Origin of the sequence: Burkholderia sp. M6-3 (assembly GCF_050858985.1) — a bacterium.
In the GTDB taxonomy this organism is placed as follows: domain Bacteria; phylum Pseudomonadota; class Gammaproteobacteria; order Burkholderiales; family Burkholderiaceae; genus Paraburkholderia; species Paraburkholderia caledonica.
The window spans coordinates 3,192,827-3,211,812 of the sequence record NZ_CP110090.1 but is presented as its reverse complement, the minus strand read 5'-3'; the positions used below and the strand labels follow the sequence as shown (position 1 = coordinate 3,211,812).

17 protein-coding genes are annotated in these 18,986 nt (G+C 62.1%); 9 read left to right on the top strand and 8 right to left on the bottom strand.

Translation table 11 applies throughout. The features are described from left to right. Nucleotides 1–33: 33 nt before the first annotated feature. From OH764_RS13915 to dalD, 3 genes are all read right to left on the bottom strand, one after another. On the bottom strand, nucleotides 34–981 hold the full coding sequence (locus OH764_RS13915) for a sugar-binding transcriptional regulator (protein WP_020069194.1): 948 nt from the start codon (nucleotides 979–981) through the stop codon (nucleotides 34–36). Between the two features lie 90 nt (nucleotides 982–1,071). Then, nucleotides 1,072–2,553: a xylulokinase gene (xylB, locus tag OH764_RS13910; protein ID WP_498847192.1), complete on the bottom strand. Its 1,482-nt coding sequence runs from the start codon at nucleotides 2,551–2,553 to the stop codon at nucleotides 1,072–1,074. Nucleotides 2,554–2,668: 115 nt separating this feature from the next. Beyond that, complete coding sequence (gene dalD, locus OH764_RS13905) at nucleotides 2,669–4,081, bottom strand: mannitol dehydrogenase family protein (protein WP_498847191.1); 1,413 nt, start codon at nucleotides 4,079–4,081, stop codon at nucleotides 2,669–2,671. Between the two features lie 371 nt (nucleotides 4,082–4,452). Here dalD and OH764_RS13900 point away from each other — a divergent pair, with 371 nt between their 5' ends. From OH764_RS13900 to OH764_RS13870, 7 genes are all read left to right on the top strand, one after another. After that, nucleotides 4,453–5,433 (top strand): AraC family transcriptional regulator, encoded by a 981-nt coding sequence (locus OH764_RS13900; protein ID WP_020069191.1) that lies wholly within the window; start codon nucleotides 4,453–4,455, stop codon nucleotides 5,431–5,433. A gap of 123 nt (nucleotides 5,434–5,556) precedes the next feature. Next, nucleotides 5,557–6,510: an ABC transporter substrate-binding protein gene (locus tag OH764_RS13895; RefSeq protein WP_498847190.1), complete on the top strand. Its 954-nt coding sequence runs from the start codon at nucleotides 5,557–5,559 to the stop codon at nucleotides 6,508–6,510. A gap of 64 nt (nucleotides 6,511–6,574) precedes the next feature. Further along, nucleotides 6,575–8,095: a sugar ABC transporter ATP-binding protein gene (locus OH764_RS13890; RefSeq protein WP_498847189.1), complete on the top strand. Its 1,521-nt coding sequence runs from the start codon at nucleotides 6,575–6,577 to the stop codon at nucleotides 8,093–8,095. After that, nucleotides 8,082–9,089: an ABC transporter permease gene (locus OH764_RS13885; protein ID WP_020069188.1), complete on the top strand. Its 1,008-nt coding sequence runs from the start codon at nucleotides 8,082–8,084 to the stop codon at nucleotides 9,087–9,089. Before OH764_RS13890 ends, OH764_RS13885 begins: the two co-directional genes overlap by 14 nt. Before the next feature lie 43 nt (nucleotides 9,090–9,132). After that, on the top strand, nucleotides 9,133–10,230 hold the full coding sequence (locus tag OH764_RS13880) for an MDR/zinc-dependent alcohol dehydrogenase-like family protein (protein WP_498847188.1): 1,098 nt from the start codon (nucleotides 9,133–9,135) through the stop codon (nucleotides 10,228–10,230). A 46-nt stretch (nucleotides 10,231–10,276) separates the two neighbouring features. Then, nucleotides 10,277–11,821 (top strand): FGGY-family carbohydrate kinase, encoded by a 1,545-nt coding sequence (locus OH764_RS13875; protein ID WP_498847187.1) that lies wholly within the window; start codon nucleotides 10,277–10,279, stop codon nucleotides 11,819–11,821. Then, entirely contained in the window at nucleotides 11,818–12,555 is a 738-nt protein-coding gene (locus OH764_RS13870) for an SDR family oxidoreductase (protein ID WP_498847186.1), read from the top strand. Before OH764_RS13875 ends, OH764_RS13870 begins: the two co-directional genes overlap by 4 nt. A 109-nt stretch (nucleotides 12,556–12,664) precedes the next feature. On the opposite strand, the gene kynA is transcribed toward OH764_RS13870, so the two are convergent. From kynA to kynB, 3 genes are read right to left on the bottom strand one after another with little or no spacing between them, the layout of a single operon-like run. Then, the gene (gene kynA, locus OH764_RS13865) at nucleotides 12,665–13,606 is read right to left on the bottom strand and encodes a tryptophan 2,3-dioxygenase (RefSeq protein ID WP_498847185.1); all 942 of its coding nucleotides are present in this window, start codon (nucleotides 13,604–13,606) and stop codon (nucleotides 12,665–12,667) included. Between the two features lie 10 nt (nucleotides 13,607–13,616). After that, nucleotides 13,617–14,867, bottom strand: a complete 1,251-nt coding sequence (gene kynU / locus OH764_RS13860; RefSeq protein WP_498847184.1) for a kynureninase — start codon at nucleotides 14,865–14,867, stop codon at nucleotides 13,617–13,619. Nucleotides 14,868–14,904: 37 nt separating this feature from the next. Continuing rightward, the gene (gene kynB, locus OH764_RS13855; RefSeq protein ID WP_498847183.1) at nucleotides 14,905–15,543 is read right to left on the bottom strand and encodes a cyclase family protein; all 639 of its coding nucleotides are present in this window, start codon (nucleotides 15,541–15,543) and stop codon (nucleotides 14,905–14,907) included. 129 nt (nucleotides 15,544–15,672) lie between these two features. Here kynB and OH764_RS13850 point away from each other — a divergent pair, with 129 nt between their 5' ends. Then, nucleotides 15,673–16,188, top strand: a complete 516-nt coding sequence (locus tag OH764_RS13850; RefSeq protein ID WP_498847182.1) for an Lrp/AsnC family transcriptional regulator — start codon at nucleotides 15,673–15,675, stop codon at nucleotides 16,186–16,188. A 42-nt stretch (nucleotides 16,189–16,230) separates the two neighbouring features. Here OH764_RS13850 and OH764_RS13845 read toward each other — a convergent pair whose 3' ends face one another. After that, on the bottom strand, nucleotides 16,231–16,740 hold the full coding sequence (locus OH764_RS13845) for a flavin reductase family protein (RefSeq protein ID WP_027804823.1): 510 nt from the start codon (nucleotides 16,738–16,740) through the stop codon (nucleotides 16,231–16,233). Between the two features lie 255 nt (nucleotides 16,741–16,995). Here OH764_RS13845 and msrA point away from each other — a divergent pair, with 255 nt between their 5' ends. Continuing rightward, nucleotides 16,996–17,544 (top strand): peptide-methionine (S)-S-oxide reductase MsrA, encoded by a 549-nt coding sequence (gene msrA / locus OH764_RS13840; protein ID WP_020069179.1) that lies wholly within the window; start codon nucleotides 16,996–16,998, stop codon nucleotides 17,542–17,544. Here the strand turns inward: msrA and OH764_RS13835 are convergent. Beyond that, on the bottom strand, nucleotides 17,531–18,925 hold the full coding sequence (locus OH764_RS13835; protein WP_498847181.1) for a DUF72 domain-containing protein: 1,395 nt from the start codon (nucleotides 18,923–18,925) through the stop codon (nucleotides 17,531–17,533). The genes msrA and OH764_RS13835 overlap by 14 nt on opposite strands. Between the last annotated feature and the right edge of the window lie 61 nt (nucleotides 18,926–18,986).

The following is an 18,986-nucleotide window of genomic DNA, read 5'->3' as shown; positions in this document are numbered from 1 at the left end:
CTAACGCCCCGCTCAAATACGCCGGGCGCTCTTTTAAGCTTCGAGAGCCGCCCGCGCGCACAGTTCGTCGGTAACGAGCCCCGACAGCCAGCCGCCCTTGAGCACTGCAATCAGTGCTTCACGCTTACGCTTGCCGCCCGCAAAACCAATGGTTGGCCGCAGCGGGGGCGAATCGATTTCGATGCTCGTCACGCGCCGGCCCGTCGGCGATTCGACGCGGGCACCGGCCGCGTCGATGGGCAGTCCGAGCATTTCGGCCACCGCGCCGTTCTGCATGAGTTCCTTCACTTCGGCCGACGTAATGAAGCCGTCCTCGTGCAGCGGGCATTTCGGCCCTATATTGCCGATGCCGACGAACGCGACGTCCGCCTGCGCCGACAGCGATTCGACGATCCGATAGAGCCGGTGATTGCACCACTGCGCGCGTTCGGCCTCGGTATCGGCAATCAACGGCGCGGGCAGCAGAAAATGCTTGCCTCCAGTCTTCTCCGAAATGTGCAGCGCAACGTCATAGCGGTTCGAGGAGCCGTCCTGAGCGATGGCCCCGACCATCGACACCAGCCGGTGCTGCGGACGGTCTAGCTGCGCGATCTGATCGACCGCGGCTTTGAGTGTCCGGCCGCTGCTCACCGCAACCACCATCGGCTTTTCTTCGGCGAGGTAACGTTCCATGACCTGCGCGCCCGCGACCGCGAGCTTGCGATCGACTTCATCGGGCGTGTCGCTGTCGATCGGCACCACCTCGCACATGGCGAGACCGTAGCGTTTCGACAGTTGATCGGCGAGCGACAAACAGTCCGCCAACTGGTGATCGACACGTACGCGGATCAGATTTTTTTCCACCGCGAACGCGACCAGCCGTTGCGCGACCGGGCGCGACACCTGCAGCTTCTCAGCGATCTCGTTCTGGGTATTGCCCGCGACGTAGTAGAGCCACGCGGCGCGAGTAGCAAGATCTAGTTTTTCTGTGGACTTGGGCACGGTGACGATTCGCTTGAAGGGCGCCGATAGTGGCAGCCGGCGCGCGCCTTCAGGCGCCGCCGGTTGCGGTTTGCGCTGTTGCCATGCGTTTCAGGCGAGCCGCTCGCGCGCGGGGTCGAATAGCGGCCGCACATGACGGTACAGCGCACGATAAGCGTCGAGCCGCGTCCGCAATTCAGCGTGGCGGCGCGGGTTCGGCGTGAACTCCTTTTCGATCGGCGGTTTGCTGAGCACGGTCGCCGGATCGCCGCCCGCCGCGAGCCAGCCGAGACGGGCCGCGCCGAGCGCCGCACCGGTCTCGCCGCCGCCGTGCTTGCGCGTGGCGGTGTCGAGCGCGTCGGCGAGCAACTGTGCCCAGTAGTCGCTGCGTGCGCCGCCGCCGAGCAGCGACAGCGCCTTTGCTTCCGTGCCGGCTGCGCGCAGCGCGTCGAGACCGTCGGTGAGTGCGAGTGTCACGCCTTCGAGCACCGCGTAGCCGAGCAGCGCACGGTCTGTTGCGTGGTTCATGCCGAAGAACACGCCTTGCGCATACGGGTCGTTGTGCGGCGTGCGCTCACCGGATAAGTACGGCAAGAAGAGCGGTGCGGTGGTGAGCGCTTCTGCGGGCAGCGCTTCTATTTCAGCGAGCAGCGTGGGTTCGTCGGTCGAGGTGAGCTTGCAGACCCAACGCAAACAGCTTGCCGCCGACAAGACCACGCTCATCTGATGCCAGCGGTCTGGAATCGCGTGGCAGAACGCGTGCACAGCGGAAGCAGGATTCGGCCGGAAGCTGTCGCCGACCACGCACAACACGCCGGACGTGCCGAGCGACACGAAGCCGTCACCCGGCTGCGTCGCGCCGATGCCGATTGCGCTGGTTGCATTGTCGCCGCCGCCGGCCGCGACGATTACGCCGTCGGCCAGACCATATTGGCGCGCAAGTTCCGGCAGCAACGTGCCCGACGGCGCACTGCCTTCGGCGAGGCTCGGCATCTGCTTGCGTGTCATGTTGCAGGCCGCAAGCAGCGAATCGGACCAGTCGCGTTTTGCGACGTCGAGCCACAGCGTGCCGGCCGCATCCGACGGATCCGAGACCTTGCCGCCCGTCAGCTGCAGACGCAGGTAGTCTTTCGGCAGGAGCACACAGGCAGTGCGCGCAAAGATGTCGGGTTCGTGACGCGCGACCCACAACAGTTTCGGCGCGGTGAAGCCCGGCATGGCGAGATTGCCTGCGACGCTATGCAGGTCTGGCGCGCGCTCCGTGAGCTCGGCGCACTCCTTGTCGCTGCGCATGTCGTTCCAGAGAATCGCGGGTCGCAACACGCGGTCTTCGGCATCCAGCAGCACGGCGCCGTGCATCTGCCCGGAAAGGCCAATGCCGCGAATCTGGGCGAACTCGTCCGGATGTTTCGCGCGCAATGCGGCAAGCGCACTCTGCGTGCCCTCCCACCAGTCTTCGGGATTCTGCTCCGCCCAGCGTTGATGCGGACGCGAAACCGTGAACGGAGAGCCCGCGGTGCCGATCACGCGTCCGTTGGAGGCGAGCAGCAGGACTTTCACTTCGGACGTGCCGAGGTCGATGCCGAGATACATGGGCGGAAAACCTTCGTCGTTAGAGATGCGCTACTTTAGCCGCACACGGCGCGCGGTGCCATGCGCATTAAGCCTGGCACCGCGCGTGAATTCGAACGTGGATGTACGGTGTTTCTTACGCGTGCGCGCGTTTGGCGAGCCAGACGTCGACACGCGCCAATGCACCGGCCAAAGCAGATTCCAGCTCCGGCGTTTGCGCCATGCTGCCCCATAGCAGACGGTCCGCCGCGAATGCCTGCAAAGGATCGGGCGCGGCGAAGAAGCCGCGCGCGACGCGCTCGTCCATCACGCCGTCCTGATACGTGTAAGGCAGCGTGCCCGCCTGCCAGCGCTCCAGGAAGCGGAAGAACAGAGCCGGCAGCATCGCGGTGGCTGCGGGCGTTACGCCGCGCTCGAAACATTCGGCGAGCGTCGGCGCGATGAAGCCAGGCAGTTTGGAAAAGCCGTCGGCGGCGACGCGCTGGTTGGTGTCCTGGATATAAGGATTGCCGAAGCGTTCGAGCACGACATCGCGATAACGCTCCAGGTCGAGCGGACTCGGCGACAGGCAGGGGATCACGTCTTCGGTCACGTAGTCGAACGCGAACTTGCGAATGTCTGCGTCTTGCGTGCCTTCGTGGATGTAGTTCAGGCCGACCAGCGTCCCGGCCCACGCGATGCAGCTATGCGTCGCGTTGAGTATGCGGATCTTCGCTTCTTCGTAGGGCAGTACCGAATCGACCAGTTCCGCACCGACTTTCTCCCATGCCGGACGGCCCGCTATGAATCGCTCTTCGATCACCCATTGAATGAACGCTTCGCCCATTACCGGGCACGCGTCGTCCACGCCCGTCGCGGCCTTCACACGTTCTCTCACGTCAGGTGTCGGGCGCGGCGTGATGCGGTCGACCATCGAGCTTGGACACGCGGTATTGTCGTCGAACCATTGCGCCAGTTCACCCGCGCCGCGTAGTTCGAGAAACGCGCTCATGCCCGCATGAAAACGCTCGCCGTTGCGTCGCAGGTTGTCGCAGGTTTGCAGCGTGACCGGACCCGCGCCGTTTTTCATGCGCGCATCGAGAATCGCCGCGAGCGCGCCGTAGATAGTGGTATGTCCGCCTTTCAGGTCGGTCGAGAGATCGGGGTTGGCCGTGTCGAGCTGGTCATGTTCGTCGAGATAGTAGCCGCCTTCGGTCACCGTGAACGAGATGATCTTGCAGGCCGGGTCGGCACCGGCTTCGATCAGCGCGTCGAGGCTTTCGGTCCACGGCACGACGCGCTCGATCGAGCGGATCGTCTCGTACGCGCGTTCGCCCTGAGGCGTGACGGTTTCGAGCGTATAGACGCCATCTTGTGCTGCGAGCGCTTCGAGCACCGCGTTCATGTCGCTGCGGATATTGCCCACGGTGAGCGACCAGTGCGGTTCGCCCGGCAGATTCGCTTCGTTCAACCTGTGGAGATACCACGCCTGATGCGCGCGATGAAACGATCCCGCGCCGATATGCAGGATTACGTGTGCGGCCGCGCCGCTATCTTGCCCGCTGCTCATGTGCGTCTCCATGTATCTGGCTCGCGCGGCTTGTCGCGCGCGTCTTTTCTTCAGTTAGAGCATTTGCTCTGTATGTGAGCGAATGATCGTACCCGGCGAAATGAAAGTCAAGGCGGCTGCACAGGGTTTTCGTGGCGCAGCGCGGCGGCGCGTGGTCGCCTGACACGTTGAATGACCGGGCGACGCGCTTCGTCGCACGTTTTTGCATTGCATCATTCTTGACGTTGAACCCGCCAGGACTTACCCGAATGCAAAAAAGTATCGGTCCGCAGTCTCATTTTTAGTGGTGGCTTACGCGTTTGGAGGCTACTTTTCGCTGTACACGAAGAAGACGAGCGGCATCCTTGTGAGCCGCATCATGGAGGCAGACAGTGCAACCCGATCTGGAGATCGTGGCCGTACGCCGCGACGAGTCGTTCAAAGTGTGGTCGCACGGCTATCCGTATCGCACGGTACGCTGGCACTTTCACCCGGAGTACGAGATTCATCTGATCGTGGCGACCACGGGCAAGATGTTCGTCGGCGATCACATCAGCAGCTTCGCGCCGGGCAACCTCGTGTTGATGGGCCCGAACCTGCCGCACAACTGGGTGAGCGACGTGCCTGAGGGCGAGAGCATCGCGCAGCGCAATCTCGTCGTGCAGTTCGGCCAGGAGTTCGTGTCGAGCTGCCTCGAAAGTTTCCCCGAGTGGCGTCAGGTCGAGGCGTTGCTCGCCGACTCGCGCCGCGGCGTGTCGTTCGGCGCCCGCACGAGCGCCGCGATCCAGCCGCTCTTCCTCGAGTTGCTGGCGGCGCGCGGGCTGCGCCGTCTCGTGCTCTTCATGTCGATGCTCGAAATCCTGATGGGCGCAGAAGATCGCGAGACGCTCGCGAGTCCCGCGTATCAGGCCGACTCAACGGGCTTTGCATCGACGCGTATCAATCATGTGCTCTCGTATATCGGCAAGAACCTCGCGAACGAGCTGCGGGAATCGGATCTCGCACAACTGGCCGGTCAGAGCGTGAGCGCCTTTTCGCGTTATTTCCGTCGGCATACGGGCTTGCCGTTCGTGCAATACGTGAACCGCATGCGCATCAATCTCGCATGTCAGTTGCTCACCGATAGCGAACTCAGCGTCACCGACATCTGCTTCAAGGCGGGCTTTAACAATCTGTCGAATTTCAACCGGCAGTTTCTCGCGGTGAAAGGCATGGCGCCTTCGAGGTTCCGCCGCTATCAGCAACTGAACGACGCGAGCCGCGATGCATCGGAAGAAGCCGCGGCGCGCGGCGCGGGCATCGACGATGCGCCCGCCATCGTGCTCGCGCCGGGTCTGCCGCGTCCTGCCGCCTCTGCGTATCCGCCAACGTAACGCCTACCTTGTTCATACGCCTCGCTTGCCAGCAAGGCGTTCTGCTTCACCTGTGTTTCAACACGTATCGCGCTGCCCGACGGCAGCGTGACGGACGTGCTCACTTCAAGAACGGAGACAACCATGACGCAAACCACCTTCAAACACGCATCGTTGAATACTTTCGCGCGGCGCGGCGTGTTGTACGCGAGCCTCGCATTCAGCCTGTCCGTGGTCGCGGCGCCTGCCGCGCAGGCAGCGCCGCTCAAGATCGGCATGACGTTTCAGGAACTGAATAATCCCTATTTCGTGACGATGCAGAAGGCCCTCAACGACGCGGCCTCGTCGACCGGCGCAACGGTGATCGTGACCGACGCGCATCACGACGTGAGCAAACAGGTGAGCGACGTCGAAGACATGCTGCAGAAGAAGATCGACATTCTGCTCGTGAATCCGACCGATTCGACCGGCATTCAATCGGCGGTGACGTCCGCGAAGAAAGCGGGCGTCGTGGTCGTCGCCGTGGACGCGAACGCAAATGGTCCGGTCGACTCGTTCGTCGGCTCGAAGAACTTCGACGCTGGGCAGATGGCCTGCGAGTATCTGTCGAAGTCGATCGGCGGCAGCGGCGAAGTGGCGATTCTCGACGGCATTCCGGTCGTGCCGATTCTCGAGCGCGTGCGCGGCTGCAAGGCCGCGCTTGCGAAGTCGCCCGGCGTAAAGCTCGTGGACACGCAGAACGGCAAGCAGGAACGCGCGACGGCGCTGTCGGTGACCGAAAACATGATCCAGGCGCATCCGAATCTGAAAGGCGTGTTCAGCGTGAACGATGGCGGATCGATGGGCGCATTATCGGCGATCGAGTCGTCGGGCAAAGACATCAAGCTGACGAGCGTCGACGGTGCGCCCGAAGCGATTGCCGCGATTCAGAAGCCGAATTCGAAATTCGTCGAGACGTCTGCGCAATTTCCTGCTGACCAGGTGCGTATCGCACTGGGCATCGCGTACGCGAAGAAGTGGGGCGCCAATGTGCCGAAAGCGATTCCCGTCGACGTGAAGATGATCGACAAGAGCAATGCCAAGGGTTTTAGCTGGTAAGCCGAATGCCCGCTGCCGCGCTTCGATTCCTGATGCGCGGCGGCGAGCAGTGATGGAGCACCCGATGGACACGATTCTCAAGCTCGACAACATCACCAAGAGCTTTCCCGGCGTGAAGGCGTTGCAAGGCATTCACCTCGAGATCGCACGCGGTGAGATTCATGCGCTGCTCGGCGAGAACGGCGCGGGCAAATCGACGTTGATGAAGATCTTGTGCGGCATTTATCAGCCGGACGAAGGCACGATCACGATCGAAGGCGAGCCGCGCCACTTCGCGAACTATCACGATGCGGTGGCTGCCGGCGTCGGCATCGTATTTCAGGAATTCAGTCTGATTCCGTATTTGAACGCCGTGGAGAACATGTTCCTGGGCCGCGAAATGAAGAATGGCCTGGGCCTGCTCAATCGCGGCGGGATGCGGCGCGCAGCTGCGGAAATTTTCGGGCGGCTTGGCGTTTCGATCGACCTGTCGGTGCCTATTCGCGAGCTCTCGATCGCGCAGCAGCAATTCGTCGAAATCGGTAAGGCGTTGTCGCTCGAAGCGCGCATCCTCATTCTCGATGAACCGACTGCGACGCTCACGCCTGCCGAAGCGGAGCATCTGTTTGCGATCATGCGCGACCTGAAAAAGCAGGGTGTCGCGATGATTTTCATCTCTCACCACCTCGAAGAAATTTTCGAAGTATGCGACCGCATCACGGTGTTGCGCGACGGCCAGTATGTCGGCATGACGGAAGTTGCGCAGTCCGACGTGGGCCGCCTCGTCGAGATGATGGTGGGGCGCCGCATTGAAAGCAGCTTTCCACCAAAGCCGCCGTTGCGGCCGGACGCGAAAATCGTACTGGACGTGCAGAAGCTGCAGCTGCTGAAAGACAGCCCGATGCTGCAATTCACACTGCGCGAAGGCGAGATTCTCGGCTTCGCCGGACTAGTGGGTTCGGGCCGCACCGAAACCGCGCTCGCCGTGATCGGCGCGGACCCGGCCTATGTGAAGGAGATTCGCATCAACGGCGAGGCTGCCAATCTGTCCGATCCGGCCGATGCATTGCGCGCGGGCGTGGGGATTCTTCCTGAAAGCCGTAAGACGGAAGGGTTGATTACGGACTTCTCGATCAAGCAGAACATCTCGATCAACAACCTCGGCAAGTATCGCTCGCTCCGATTCTTCATCGATCAGCGCAGCGAAGCGCGCGCCACCGCCGACATCATGAAGCGCGTGGGTGTGAAAGCGCCGACCATGCACACCGAAGTCGCGACGCTCTCGGGTGGCAACCAGCAGAAAGTGGTGATTGCGCGTTGGCTGAACCATCACACCAACATTCTGATCTTCGACGAACCGACGCGCGGCATCGACGTCGGCGCGAAGGCGGAGATCTATTTGCTGATGCGCGAACTCACTGCGCGCGGCTATTCGATCATCATGATTTCGTCCGAACTGCCGGAGATCGTCGGCATGTGCGACCGCGTCGCCGTGTTCCGCCAAGGTCGCATCGAAGCGCTGCTCGAAGGCGACCAGATCGACTCTAACGCCGTGATGACCTATGCAACCGCCGGCACTCGTGGAGCCCAGCATGAACACGCCTAATCCTTCTTCTTCGCCGAAAACATCGACCGTCAGTAGTGACACGCCCGGCGCGCCGGTGCGCTTTACATGGGCCGCGTTGAAGCGCTCCACGCTGTTCTATCCGTTCATCGGCTTGCTCGTTGTCTGCATCGTCATGGTGTTCGCGAGCGACAGCTTCCTCTCGGGCGCCAACATCGAGAACGTACTGCGCCAGGTGTCGATCAACGCAATCATCGCGGTCGGCATGACGTGCGTGATTTTGACCGGCGGCATCGATCTGTCCGTGGGCTCCGTGATGGCTCTGGCAGGCACGCTCGCCGCCGGTTTGATGGTGGCCGGCATGAATGCGCTTGCTGCGTTGGCGGTGGGCGTTGCCGTCGGCCTCGGCTTCGGCGCGGCCAACGGTTTCTTCGTCGCGTTCGCCGGCATGCCGCCGATCATCGTGACGCTCGCGACCATGGGCATTGCGCGCGGTCTGGCGCTGATCTACACGGGCGGGTATCCGATCGACGGTTTGCCCGACTGGGTCAGCTTTTTCGGCAGCGGCAAGATTCTCGGCATTCAGGCGCCGGTCGTGATCATGGCGGTGATCTATGTCATCGCGTGGGTGTTGCTGGAGCGCATGCCGTTTGGCCGGTACGTGTATGCGATCGGCGGCAATGAACAGGCGACGCGTCTATCCGGCGTGCGCGTGGCGCGCGTGAAGCTGATCGTCTACACGATCGCAGGGTTGACGTCCTCATTCGCGGCCATCGTATTGACCGCACGTTTGATGAGCGGTCAGCCGAATGCGGGCGTGGGTTTCGAACTCGACGCCATCGCCGCCGTGGTAATGGGCGGCACTTCGATTTCCGGCGGACGCGGCTCGATCATCGGCACGTTGATCGGCGCGCTGCTGCTCGGCGTGTTGAACAACGGGCTGAACATGGTCGGCGTGAATCCGTATGTGCAGAACGTGATCAAGGGCGGAATCATTCTGCTCGCGATTTACATCAGCCGTGACCGTAGAAAGTAAGGCTCGAATTTCCATCTGATCTCCACTTCAGGCAGGATTTGCAATGACGAATCAATCTACTTCATCCGACAAGCAGAACATGACCGCGATTGTTTGCCACGCACCGAAGGACTATCGCGTGGAACAGGTCGCGAAACCGCGTGCGCGAGCGCACGAACTGGTGATCCGTATTGCGGCGTGCGGCATCTGCGCGAGCGACTGCAAATGCCATTCGGGCGCGAAGATGTTCTGGGGCGGTCCAAGCCCGTGGGTCAAGGCGCCAGTGATTCCGGGCCACGAGTTCTTCGGCTTCGTGCAGGAGCTCGGAGACGGCGCGGCCGAGCATTTCGGCGTTAAGGTCGGCGACCGTGTGATCGCGGAACAGATCGTGCCGTGCGCAAAGTGCCGCTATTGCAAGTCGGGCCAATACTGGATGTGCGAAGTGCACAACATTTTCGGGTTCCAGCGCGAAGTCGCGGACGGCGGCATGGCCGAGTACATGCGCATTCCGCCGACAGCAATCGTCCACAAGATTCCCGACGGGATTTCACTGGAAGACGCTGCGATCATCGAGCCGCTCGCGTGCGCGATTCACACCGTCAATCGCGGCGACTTGCAACTGGACGACGTGGTTGTGATTGCCGGCGCGGGGCCGCTCGGATTGATGATGACGCAAGTCGCGCATCTGAAGACGCCGAAGAAGCTCGTGGTGATCGACCTCGTCGAAGAGCGCCTGGCGCTTGCGCGCGAATACGGCGCGGACGTCACGATCAATCCAAAAACTGACGACGCGCTCGCAATCATCCATTCGCTTACCGACGGCTACGGCTGCGACGTATATATTGAAACGACCGGTGCACCGATCGGCGTGAATCAGGGCATGGATCTGATCCGCAAGCTCGGGCGCTTTGTCGAGTTCTCGGTGTTTGGCGCGGATACTACGCTCGACTGGTCGGTGATCGGCGATCGCAAGGAACTCGACGTGCGCGGCGCGCATCTCGGCCCGTATTGCTATCCGATTGCGATCGATCTGCTCGCGCGCGGACTCGTTACGTCGAAAGGGATTGTCACGCACGGCTTTTCGCTGGAAGAATGGGATGAAGCGATCAAGATCGCCAATTCGCTCGATTCGATCAAAGTACTCATGAAGCCGCGCGCCTGAGCCTGCGCCTGGGCGGAAACCGGAGCGGCATATAAACGGAGACTGTATGGATTACGTCATCGGCGTGGATATCGGCACGCAGAGCACGAAGGCGCTGCTCGTCGATCAGCATGGGGCCATCGTCGCGCACCATGCGTCGAGCTACCAGCCGGATACGCCCAGGCCGCTATGGGCGGAACAGTGGCCCGCCGTGTGGTTCAAGGCGGTCACGGAATGCATTGCCGCGTGCGTTCGCAAGGCAAAGGAGGCGGGCGTCGCGGCAAGTTCGATCAAGACTGTGTGCGTGAGCAGTCTGTATGGCGGCTCGGGCATTCCTGTCGATAGCGATATGCGTCCGCTCTATCCCTGCCTCATATGGATGGACCGGCGTGCGACCGATCAGGTCGAGTGGGTGCGCAACAACGTCGACCTCGATCGGCTCTACACGATCACAGGCAACGGCGTGGACAGCTATTACGGCTACACGAAGATGTTGTGGCTGCGCGATCACGAGCCGGACGTATGGGCGCAAACACGTTATTTTCTTCCGCCGAACGCGTATGTGATCTACATGCTGACCGGCGAGATTGCAGTCGATCACAGTTCCGCCGGCAATATCGGCGGCATTTACGACATCGCGAAGCGCGACTGGTCGGACGAGGCGCTCGACATGCTTGGCATTCCCGCAACGATGATGCCGGAGCGCCTCGTTGAATCGTCTGAAGTCGTGGGCAGCTTGCTATCGCAGTGGACTGAAGAATTGGGACTCGCGGCAGGCACGGCGATCGTCGCGGGCGGTGTGGACGCGGCCGTCGCAACGTTCGCGGCCGGCGTGAGCCGCGCGGGGCAGCATGTGGCGATGATCGGCACGAGCATGTGCTGGGGATACATCAATCAGACGGTGGATGCCCGCCACGGATTGATCAGCATGCCTCACGTTTTCAACGGCCAGCGCGACATTTATGTATTCGGCGGCGCGATTACCGCCGGGGCGTCCGTGACCTGGTATCGCGATCAGTTCTGCCATGCGGAGATCGAAGCTGCGCGCGCGACGCCTCATGGCGATCCGCATCGGCTGCTTGAGGACAACGCCGCGAAGGTGCCGGCCGGGTCCGATGGCGTGATGTTTCTGCCGTATTTGATGGGGGAACGCAGCCCCGTCTGGGACGCAAAGGCGAGCGGCGCATTCGTCGGCCTAAGTCTGTTCCATACGCGGGCGCATCTATATCGCGCGGTACTGGAGGGCGTGTCGTTCGCGTTGAAGCACAACATAGAGGCGGGCCGCAAAGGCGCGCAGTCGCTGGAAGACAAACTGGTGGTGGTCGGCGGCGCGGCGCATTCCGACTTGTGGATGCAGATCATCGCCGACATCACCGGCTATCCGGTCTACACCATCGAGCAGGAAGTCGAGGCGGCAATGGGCGCCGCATTGCTCGCGGCGCTGGGCGTCGGACTGATTTCGCAGGAAGCGGCGCAGGGAGGATGGGTCACGCTGGTCGAGCGTGCGCAACCGGACGCCGCGCGAATGGCCCTCTATGAACAGCGCTTCGGCATCTACACGGATCTCTATCCGGCATTGAAACCGGTCATGCATCGCTTGCAAACATCATGAATGCTACTTTCGATTTTTCTGGCCGCTCGATACTGGTGACGGGCGCTTCGAGCGGAATCGGCCGCGCGACGGTCGAGATGTTGTGCACTTGCGGCGCGAACGTGGTGGCGGCGGCGCGCAATGTCAGCGAGCTTGCGCGCCTCGCTGAAGAGACCGGCTGCGAGCCGTTGATGCTCGACGTGAGCGACGAGGCTGCAATCGACGATGCGTTTGCGTCGCTCGGTCCTTTCGACGGTCTCGTGAATTGCGCAGGAATCGCGTTGCTCGAACGGGCAGTGGATACCACCGCCGCGAGTTTCGATCGCGTGATGGCAGTGAACACGCGCGGCGCCGTGCTGGTTGCGAAGCATGTGGCGCGAGGAATGATCGAGGCAAAGCGGGCTGGCAGCATCGTCAATGTGTCGAGTCAGGCGGCGCTCGTGGCGCTTGACGACCATCTGAGCTATTCGGCTTCAAAAGCGGCGTTGGATGCGGTGACGCGAGCCTTGTGCATCGAATTGGGGCCGTTCGGAATTCGCGCGAATAGCATTAATCCCACTGTGACGTTGACACCTATGGCCGTGCAGGCCTGGAGCGATCCTGTGAAGCGGGAGCCTGCTCTCAAGGCTATTCCTCTCGGGCGATTCGCCGAACCCGCTGAGGTGGCTTCGGTCGTAGCGTTCTTGTTGAGCGATGCGGCTTCTATGGTGAGTGGGGTTTCGTTGGCTGTCGATGGGGGATTTACTGCGAGGTGATGTTGGTCTCGTGGCGATTGCTGTTCTTCAACCCCAGGCCTTTCCTTGATGTCACCGTGGTTTATGAGCGCTGCCCCGTGCGGGGCAGCGCTCAGCAACTACAACACAACTACAACATAGTCCTGACATGCCAAAGCTCAGGAAACAGCACCACGTCGAGCATTTTGCGCAGATACGGCGCCCCACTTGTCCCGCCCGTTCCCTGCTTGAACCCAATGATCCGCTCGACCGTAGTCACATGCCTGAACCGCCACTGCCGGAAAGCATCCTCGAGATCGACCAGTTCTTCGGCCATCTCGTACAACTCCCAGTGCTTCGAAGGATTGCGATAGACCTCCAGCCAGGCCGCTTCAACGGAAGCATCATGAACCGTCGGCTGCGTCCAGTCGCGTGTGAGTCGCGAAGGAGAGATCGCGAACCCGCGACGCGCCAGCAGCTTCACTACTTCATCGTAGAAAGACGGGGACTCGAGAGAAGCCTTCACCTCGGCGAGCACTTCAGCACGGTGCGCATGCGGCTTTAACATCTGCTCGTTCTTGTTGCCAAGCAGAAACTCGATCTGCCGATACTGGTAAGACTGAAACCCCGACGAACTGCCCAGGTAAGGACGCATCGACGTGTACTCAGAAGGCGTCATCGTTGCAAGTACGCTCCAGGCTTGCACCAGTTGCTCCATGATCCGCGAGACGCGGGCAAGCATCTTGAACGCCGGAGGCAACTCATCGCGATGCACAGCGCCCAGCGCGGCGCGCAACTCGTAGAGCGCGAGCTTCATCCACAATTCGCTCGTCTGATGCTGAATGATGAACAGCATCTCGTTGTGATCGGGCGACAAAGGATGTTGCGCATCCAGCACCGTGCCGAGCGACAGGTAATCGCCGTAACTCATCGACTCGGAAAAGTCGAGTTGTGCGTCGTGCCAGCCATCGGCTGAAGCAGCGTTCGTAGCCGGCGCTTCAGCGGAAGCGGACGCAGCGCGCCCATGACCGAACGGACAACCTTGCGCGGGCTTTTCTTCGGGCAAGCCCGGCGTTTGCATATGATCGTTCATCGCGCGCTCCTCAGGTCACCGCGCTGCGCGCGGCGAATTCGGGTGCTCGCCAGGTCTCGCGCACGAGCACCTCGCGTAACGTTTCGACGGCATCCCATACATCGACGAAGCGCGTATACAGCGGCGTGAAGCCGAAGCGCAATACGTGCGGCTCCCGATAATCGCCGATCACGCCGCGCGCAATCAACGCCTGCATGACCTCGTAACCATGCGGATGTTCGAAGCTCGCATGCGAGCCGCGCTGTGAATGTGCGCGCGGCGTGACGAGCTTCAACGGAAATTCACTGCAACGGGTCTCGACCAGTTCGATGAACAGATCGGTCAGCGCGAGCGACTTGCGGCGAATCGCCTGCATGTCGGTCTGCAGGAAGACGTCGAGTCCGCATTCGACGAGTGCCATCGAGACCATCGGCTGCGTGCCGCACAGAAAGCGGCCAATGCCGTCGTCGGGCTGATATGCGGGGTCCATCTTGAACGGCGCACGGTGCCCCCACCAGCCGGAAAGCGGCTGCGCAAAATCGTTCTGATGGCGCTGCGGCACCCAGACGAATGCGGGCGAGCCCGGGCCGCCGTTCAGGTATTTGTACGTGCAACCCACTGCATAGTCGGCACCCACGCCGTTCAGATCGACCGGCACGGCGCCGGCCGAATGCGCGAGATCCCACAGCGCCAGCGCGCCGTTGTCGTGAATCAGTTTGGTCAACGCGGCCATGTTGTGCATGTAGCCGGTGCGGTAGTTGACGTGCGTGATCATCGCGATCGCGGTGTCTTCGCAGATTGCGTCGGGCAACTCGGACGGGTCGTCGACCAGTCGAAGTTCATAGCCGCGGTCGAGCTGCTCGATCAAGCCCTGCGCGATGTAAAGGTCCGTCGGAAAGTTAGAGCGCTCCGAGACGATCACGCGGCGCTGCGGGTCGCGTGCGTTCGCGAGCCGCAGCGCGGCGGACAGCAGCTTGAACAGATTGATCGAGATCGTATCGGTGACGACCACTTCGTTTTCAGCCGCGCCGATCAACGGCGCAAGCTTGTTGCCGAGGCGCCGCGGCAACGCGAACCAGCCCGCGGCGTTCCAGCTGCGGATCAAACCCTCGCCCCATTCGGCGGCGATCACGGTTTGTGCGCGTTGCGCCGCTGCGGCTGGCGGCACGCCGAGCGAATTGCCGTCGAGGTAAATGGTGGTCGGCGACAACGCGAACTGGTCGCGTAATGTCGCGAGCGGGTCGGCGCTATCGAGCGCCAATGCTTCTTCGCGGTGTTTCATGGTGGTCTCGTTCAGTCGGATGATGCGGATTCGACAATCAGTACGCGTCAGGAAGCGCGCGGAGCACTGCGCGCACGGGGCTTGCGTCGAGCGTGGTCAGTTTCAGCGGCAGCGCGATCAGCTCGTAGTCGCCGGGAGCTACGTCGTCGAGCACGATGCCTTCGAGAATAGCCATGCCGTGCGCGCGAACGCGGTGATGCGCGTCCATCGTTTTCGATTCCTGCAGATCGAGCGAAGGCGTGTCGATGCCGATCAGCTTGACGCCCTTCGTCGCCAGCAGGTCGATCGTCTCAGGCGCGACGGCGCAGAAGCCGCTGTCCCACGCCGCAGTCGGCGCATTTCTGTAAGTTCGCAGTAAGACTCGCGGTGGCAAGTCGCCCTGCAAACCATCTAGGTGTTGTGGCGTCACAACAGGCGAGGCGCCGATGCAATGAATCACGCGGCATCGTCCGAGGTAGATGTCGAGCGGTACATGGCCAATGGCGGCGCCTGCTGCGTCGTAGTGCAAGGGGGCGTCGGTATGGGCGCCGGTGTGCGGCGAGAGAGTCAGCCGTGCGACGTTCACGGGCGACCCGGCCTCGATTCGCCAGACGCGCTCAATGCCAACGGGGGTGTCGCCAGGCCAGACCGGCGTTGCCGTATCGACGGCGGGGGTTATGTCCCAGAGTGTCTGCATGTCTCCATCTGCGGTTGATGTCTATAGGGAATGATAGGTGTCTGACCGCGAAATGTGATTGCGAAAAAATCTCCTTCCGAGCCGTGTCTTGGAACATAATTTGAGACAAATGGGAAAGGGAGACCGAATATGAACGCGATCTCGCTCGACGCCACCGATTGCCGTATTTTGACGGTGCTCCAGCAAGAAGGACGAATCAGCAATCTCGATCTCGCGGAGCGCATCTCGCTGTCGCCGTCGGCGTGCCTGCGGCGCTTGCGACTACTCGAAGAGCAGGGCGTCATCGAGCACTACCGCGCGTGTCTAAACCGCGAGGTGTTGGGATTCGAACTGGAAGCATTCGTGCAGGTGTCGATGCGCAACGACCAGCAGAATTGGCACGAGCGCTTTGCGGATGCACTGCGCGATTGGCCGGAAGTGGTCGGCGCCTTTGTCGTGACAGGGGAGACGCATTACCTGCTGCGCGTTCTTGCGCACAACCTCAAGCACTATTCGGATTTCGTCCTGGAGCGTCTCTATAAGGCGCCGGGAGTGATGGATATTCGCTCGAATATCGTGTTGCAGACTTTGAAGGAAGATTCGGGCGTGCCGGTGTCGCTGGTCACGAAAACCGGCGGCCACGGCGCGCCGCACAACGATCGTTGAGGCGCTGCCTCGCGTTGGCGCCGTTGCAGCTGCTGAATGCAGCTACAGTGGTTTGAGTCCGTGAAACTGGCCGTTCTGAAACACGAGCGGCGCGATCTCCGCCGCATTCTCATGCACGCCGCAACGTTCCACCTCGCCGACGAAAATCACGTGGTCGCCTTCTTCGTAACGGCTGCGGTTATGGCACTCGAACCAGGCTAGCGCGCCGTCGAGTACGGGCATGCCCGTGTCGCCCGCCGCGTGCGATACGCCTTCGAACCGATCGCCTTTGACCGTGGCAAACCGCTTGCATAGATCGAGTTGCGACGAGGCCAGCACATTGACGACGTAATGGCTGTTCGTGCGGAACACCGGCATGGACGCCGAGCGCGTTGCGAGGCTCCACAGCACCAGTGGCGGGTCGAGCGAAACCGAATTAAACGAACTGGCGGTGATGCCGATCAACTGCCCCGACGCCGCACGCGTTGTGATCACGGTGACGCCGGTAGCAAACTGGCTGAGCGCCTGCCGGAAGGCGGCCTGGTCGAAATTGGGCGGGCTGGCTCGCTTCATTGCGCGCACGCCGTGGATGCACGTGGGCGGAAAGCCGCGCTAAAGCGCTTGCCCGCACAGCGGGAAACAGATAATTCAAAAGTCATAGTGAAAATCGTCGATTTGCCCCAATTTTAACTGCAATCGCGATGCACCGGCCGGACACAGAACGGCGCATCGCAAAACCCGCTAAGCTGAACACTGCGCCGGCACCATAAGCGCTGTAGCGAAGCGGAAGCGGCATAGGCCGATCACGAGCTTGAAGGAGCGAGCAGCATGAGTCAGACAGGCGAAGTCGCCACCTTGGGTGGCGGGTGTTTCTGGTGCCTCGAAGCGGTTTATCTGGGCGTCGAGGGAGTGAACTCCGTGGAGTCGGGCTATGCAGGCGGCGAGACGCAGCGTCCGACGTATGAGCAGGTGTGCGACGGCGCAACGGGCCACGCCGAGGTCGTCAAGGTAGATTTCGATCCGGCAAAGATCGGCTATCGCGAGATTCTCGATATTTTCTTCGCGATCCACGATCCGACGCAGTTGAACCGTCAAGGTAACGACGTCGGCACGCAATACCGCTCAGTGATCTTCACGCACTCCGACGCGCAGCGCGAGACGGCTTTGCAGGCAATCCGCGAAATCGGCGAGCAGGGCATCTACGACGGCCAGATCGTCACGCAGGTACTGCCGCTCGACGGCAACTACTGGCCCGCCGAGGCCTATCATCAGAACTATTTTGCGCAGCATCCGAATCAGGGCTACTGCTCGTTCGTGGTCGCGCCGAAAGTAGCGAAGTTCCGTCAGAAGTTCGCGCACCGCATCAAGGCGAGCTGACGGGGAGGGAGCCGACATCTTCGTGCTCGTGTGCAAGCCGCGCACAGGCTTCGACGATTTCGCGCGCCAGTTCCACACAACTGAGCGGCGCTGAGCCTTCAGCCTTGTTGTTGACCGCGATCACCACCGGCTGGCCGGCAAGCGCATAACGCGCGGCCAGTTCGGCGAGCGACGCGCGCGTCGCCGGATCCTGGTCGACGAGCCGGTCGAACGGCTCGTACTTCGCCTTCGCCTGCTCGTACTTGAAGCCGCCATGCAGGCTCCAGCGAACGATTAGCGGCCCGGCCGGTTCGCCGTCCAGCAGCGCGAGCGCCGCAGCCTGCCGCAGAGGGTCGGGCATCCGCGCATGGATGCCCACGCAGTAGCGCACGCCCGCCACTTTGAGTGTACGAATGAAGCGCGGCGTGAGCAGACTGGCGTCGCGGATTTCGATCGCATAGCAGGTGCCTTGCGGCAGCTTCGGCAACGCCGTCAGAAAGTCGCCGAGCCGTTCTATGAACGCGGCCGGCTGCGCGAGCATCTGGTCGGGCAGCGGCGACAGCTGGAACACCAGCGCGCCCGCCTTTGCGCCGAGACCTTCCAGACACGGCGTGACGAAATCGTCGATCGCCATCTGCGCGTTGAGAAAGCATGGGTTCAGCGACACCGGCTCGCCGCGTTCGGCGCGCACCGTTGCGTCGGTGATCGTCATCGGCGCTTTTACGATAAAGCGGAAATGCTCGGGCACCTGCTGTGCGTAGCGCAGGTATTCAGTGACCGTGAGCGCCTGATAGAACGACCGGTCGATGCTGACTGTCTTGAGCAGCGGATGCGCGCCGTAGGCGGTGAGGCCGTCGCGCGAGAGCTTGCTGTTGCTGTACTCATCGCCGTACACGATGCCGTTCCAGCCGGGAAACGACCATGTCGATGTGCCGAGGTGCACGTGCGGCGGCAGTTGCGCGGCGAGCGCGAGTAGCTCCGGCGAGGGCGGGGCGGCGAGGATTTCCTTCGTGCGGCGCTTTTGGGGCGTATTGGCTTGCAGCGGGTTTGCTGCGGCGAACGCCGGCGCTTCGTCCTGCTGCCCGTCTTGTTGCTCGTCCTGCTGCCACAGCGACGCGGCGGCGGCTGTCTCGCGCGCACCGCGCCGGCTCGCCGGCTCCGACACGGGGGCGGGGCTGGCGGGCGGGGACTGAGAGGCGGCCTCCTGCGCGTGCGGCAATGGATCGCCGGAGACAATGCCCGAAGGCTTCGCGCGCGCTCCGATTTCCGCCGATGCAACCGCCGGTTCCACCGGCATTCCGAACAGATCGAACTGCACCGCTTCGCTTTGCACGTCCGCCTGGAGTGGCGCTTCCGGCTCGCCCAGCGCCTGTTCGACTTCGCTTGTCCCGCTCTGGCCCATCGAGATTCGACCTGCTGTTCAGTAGTTTGCGCCGCGGCGGCACGCTGGTGCACGACGCTGC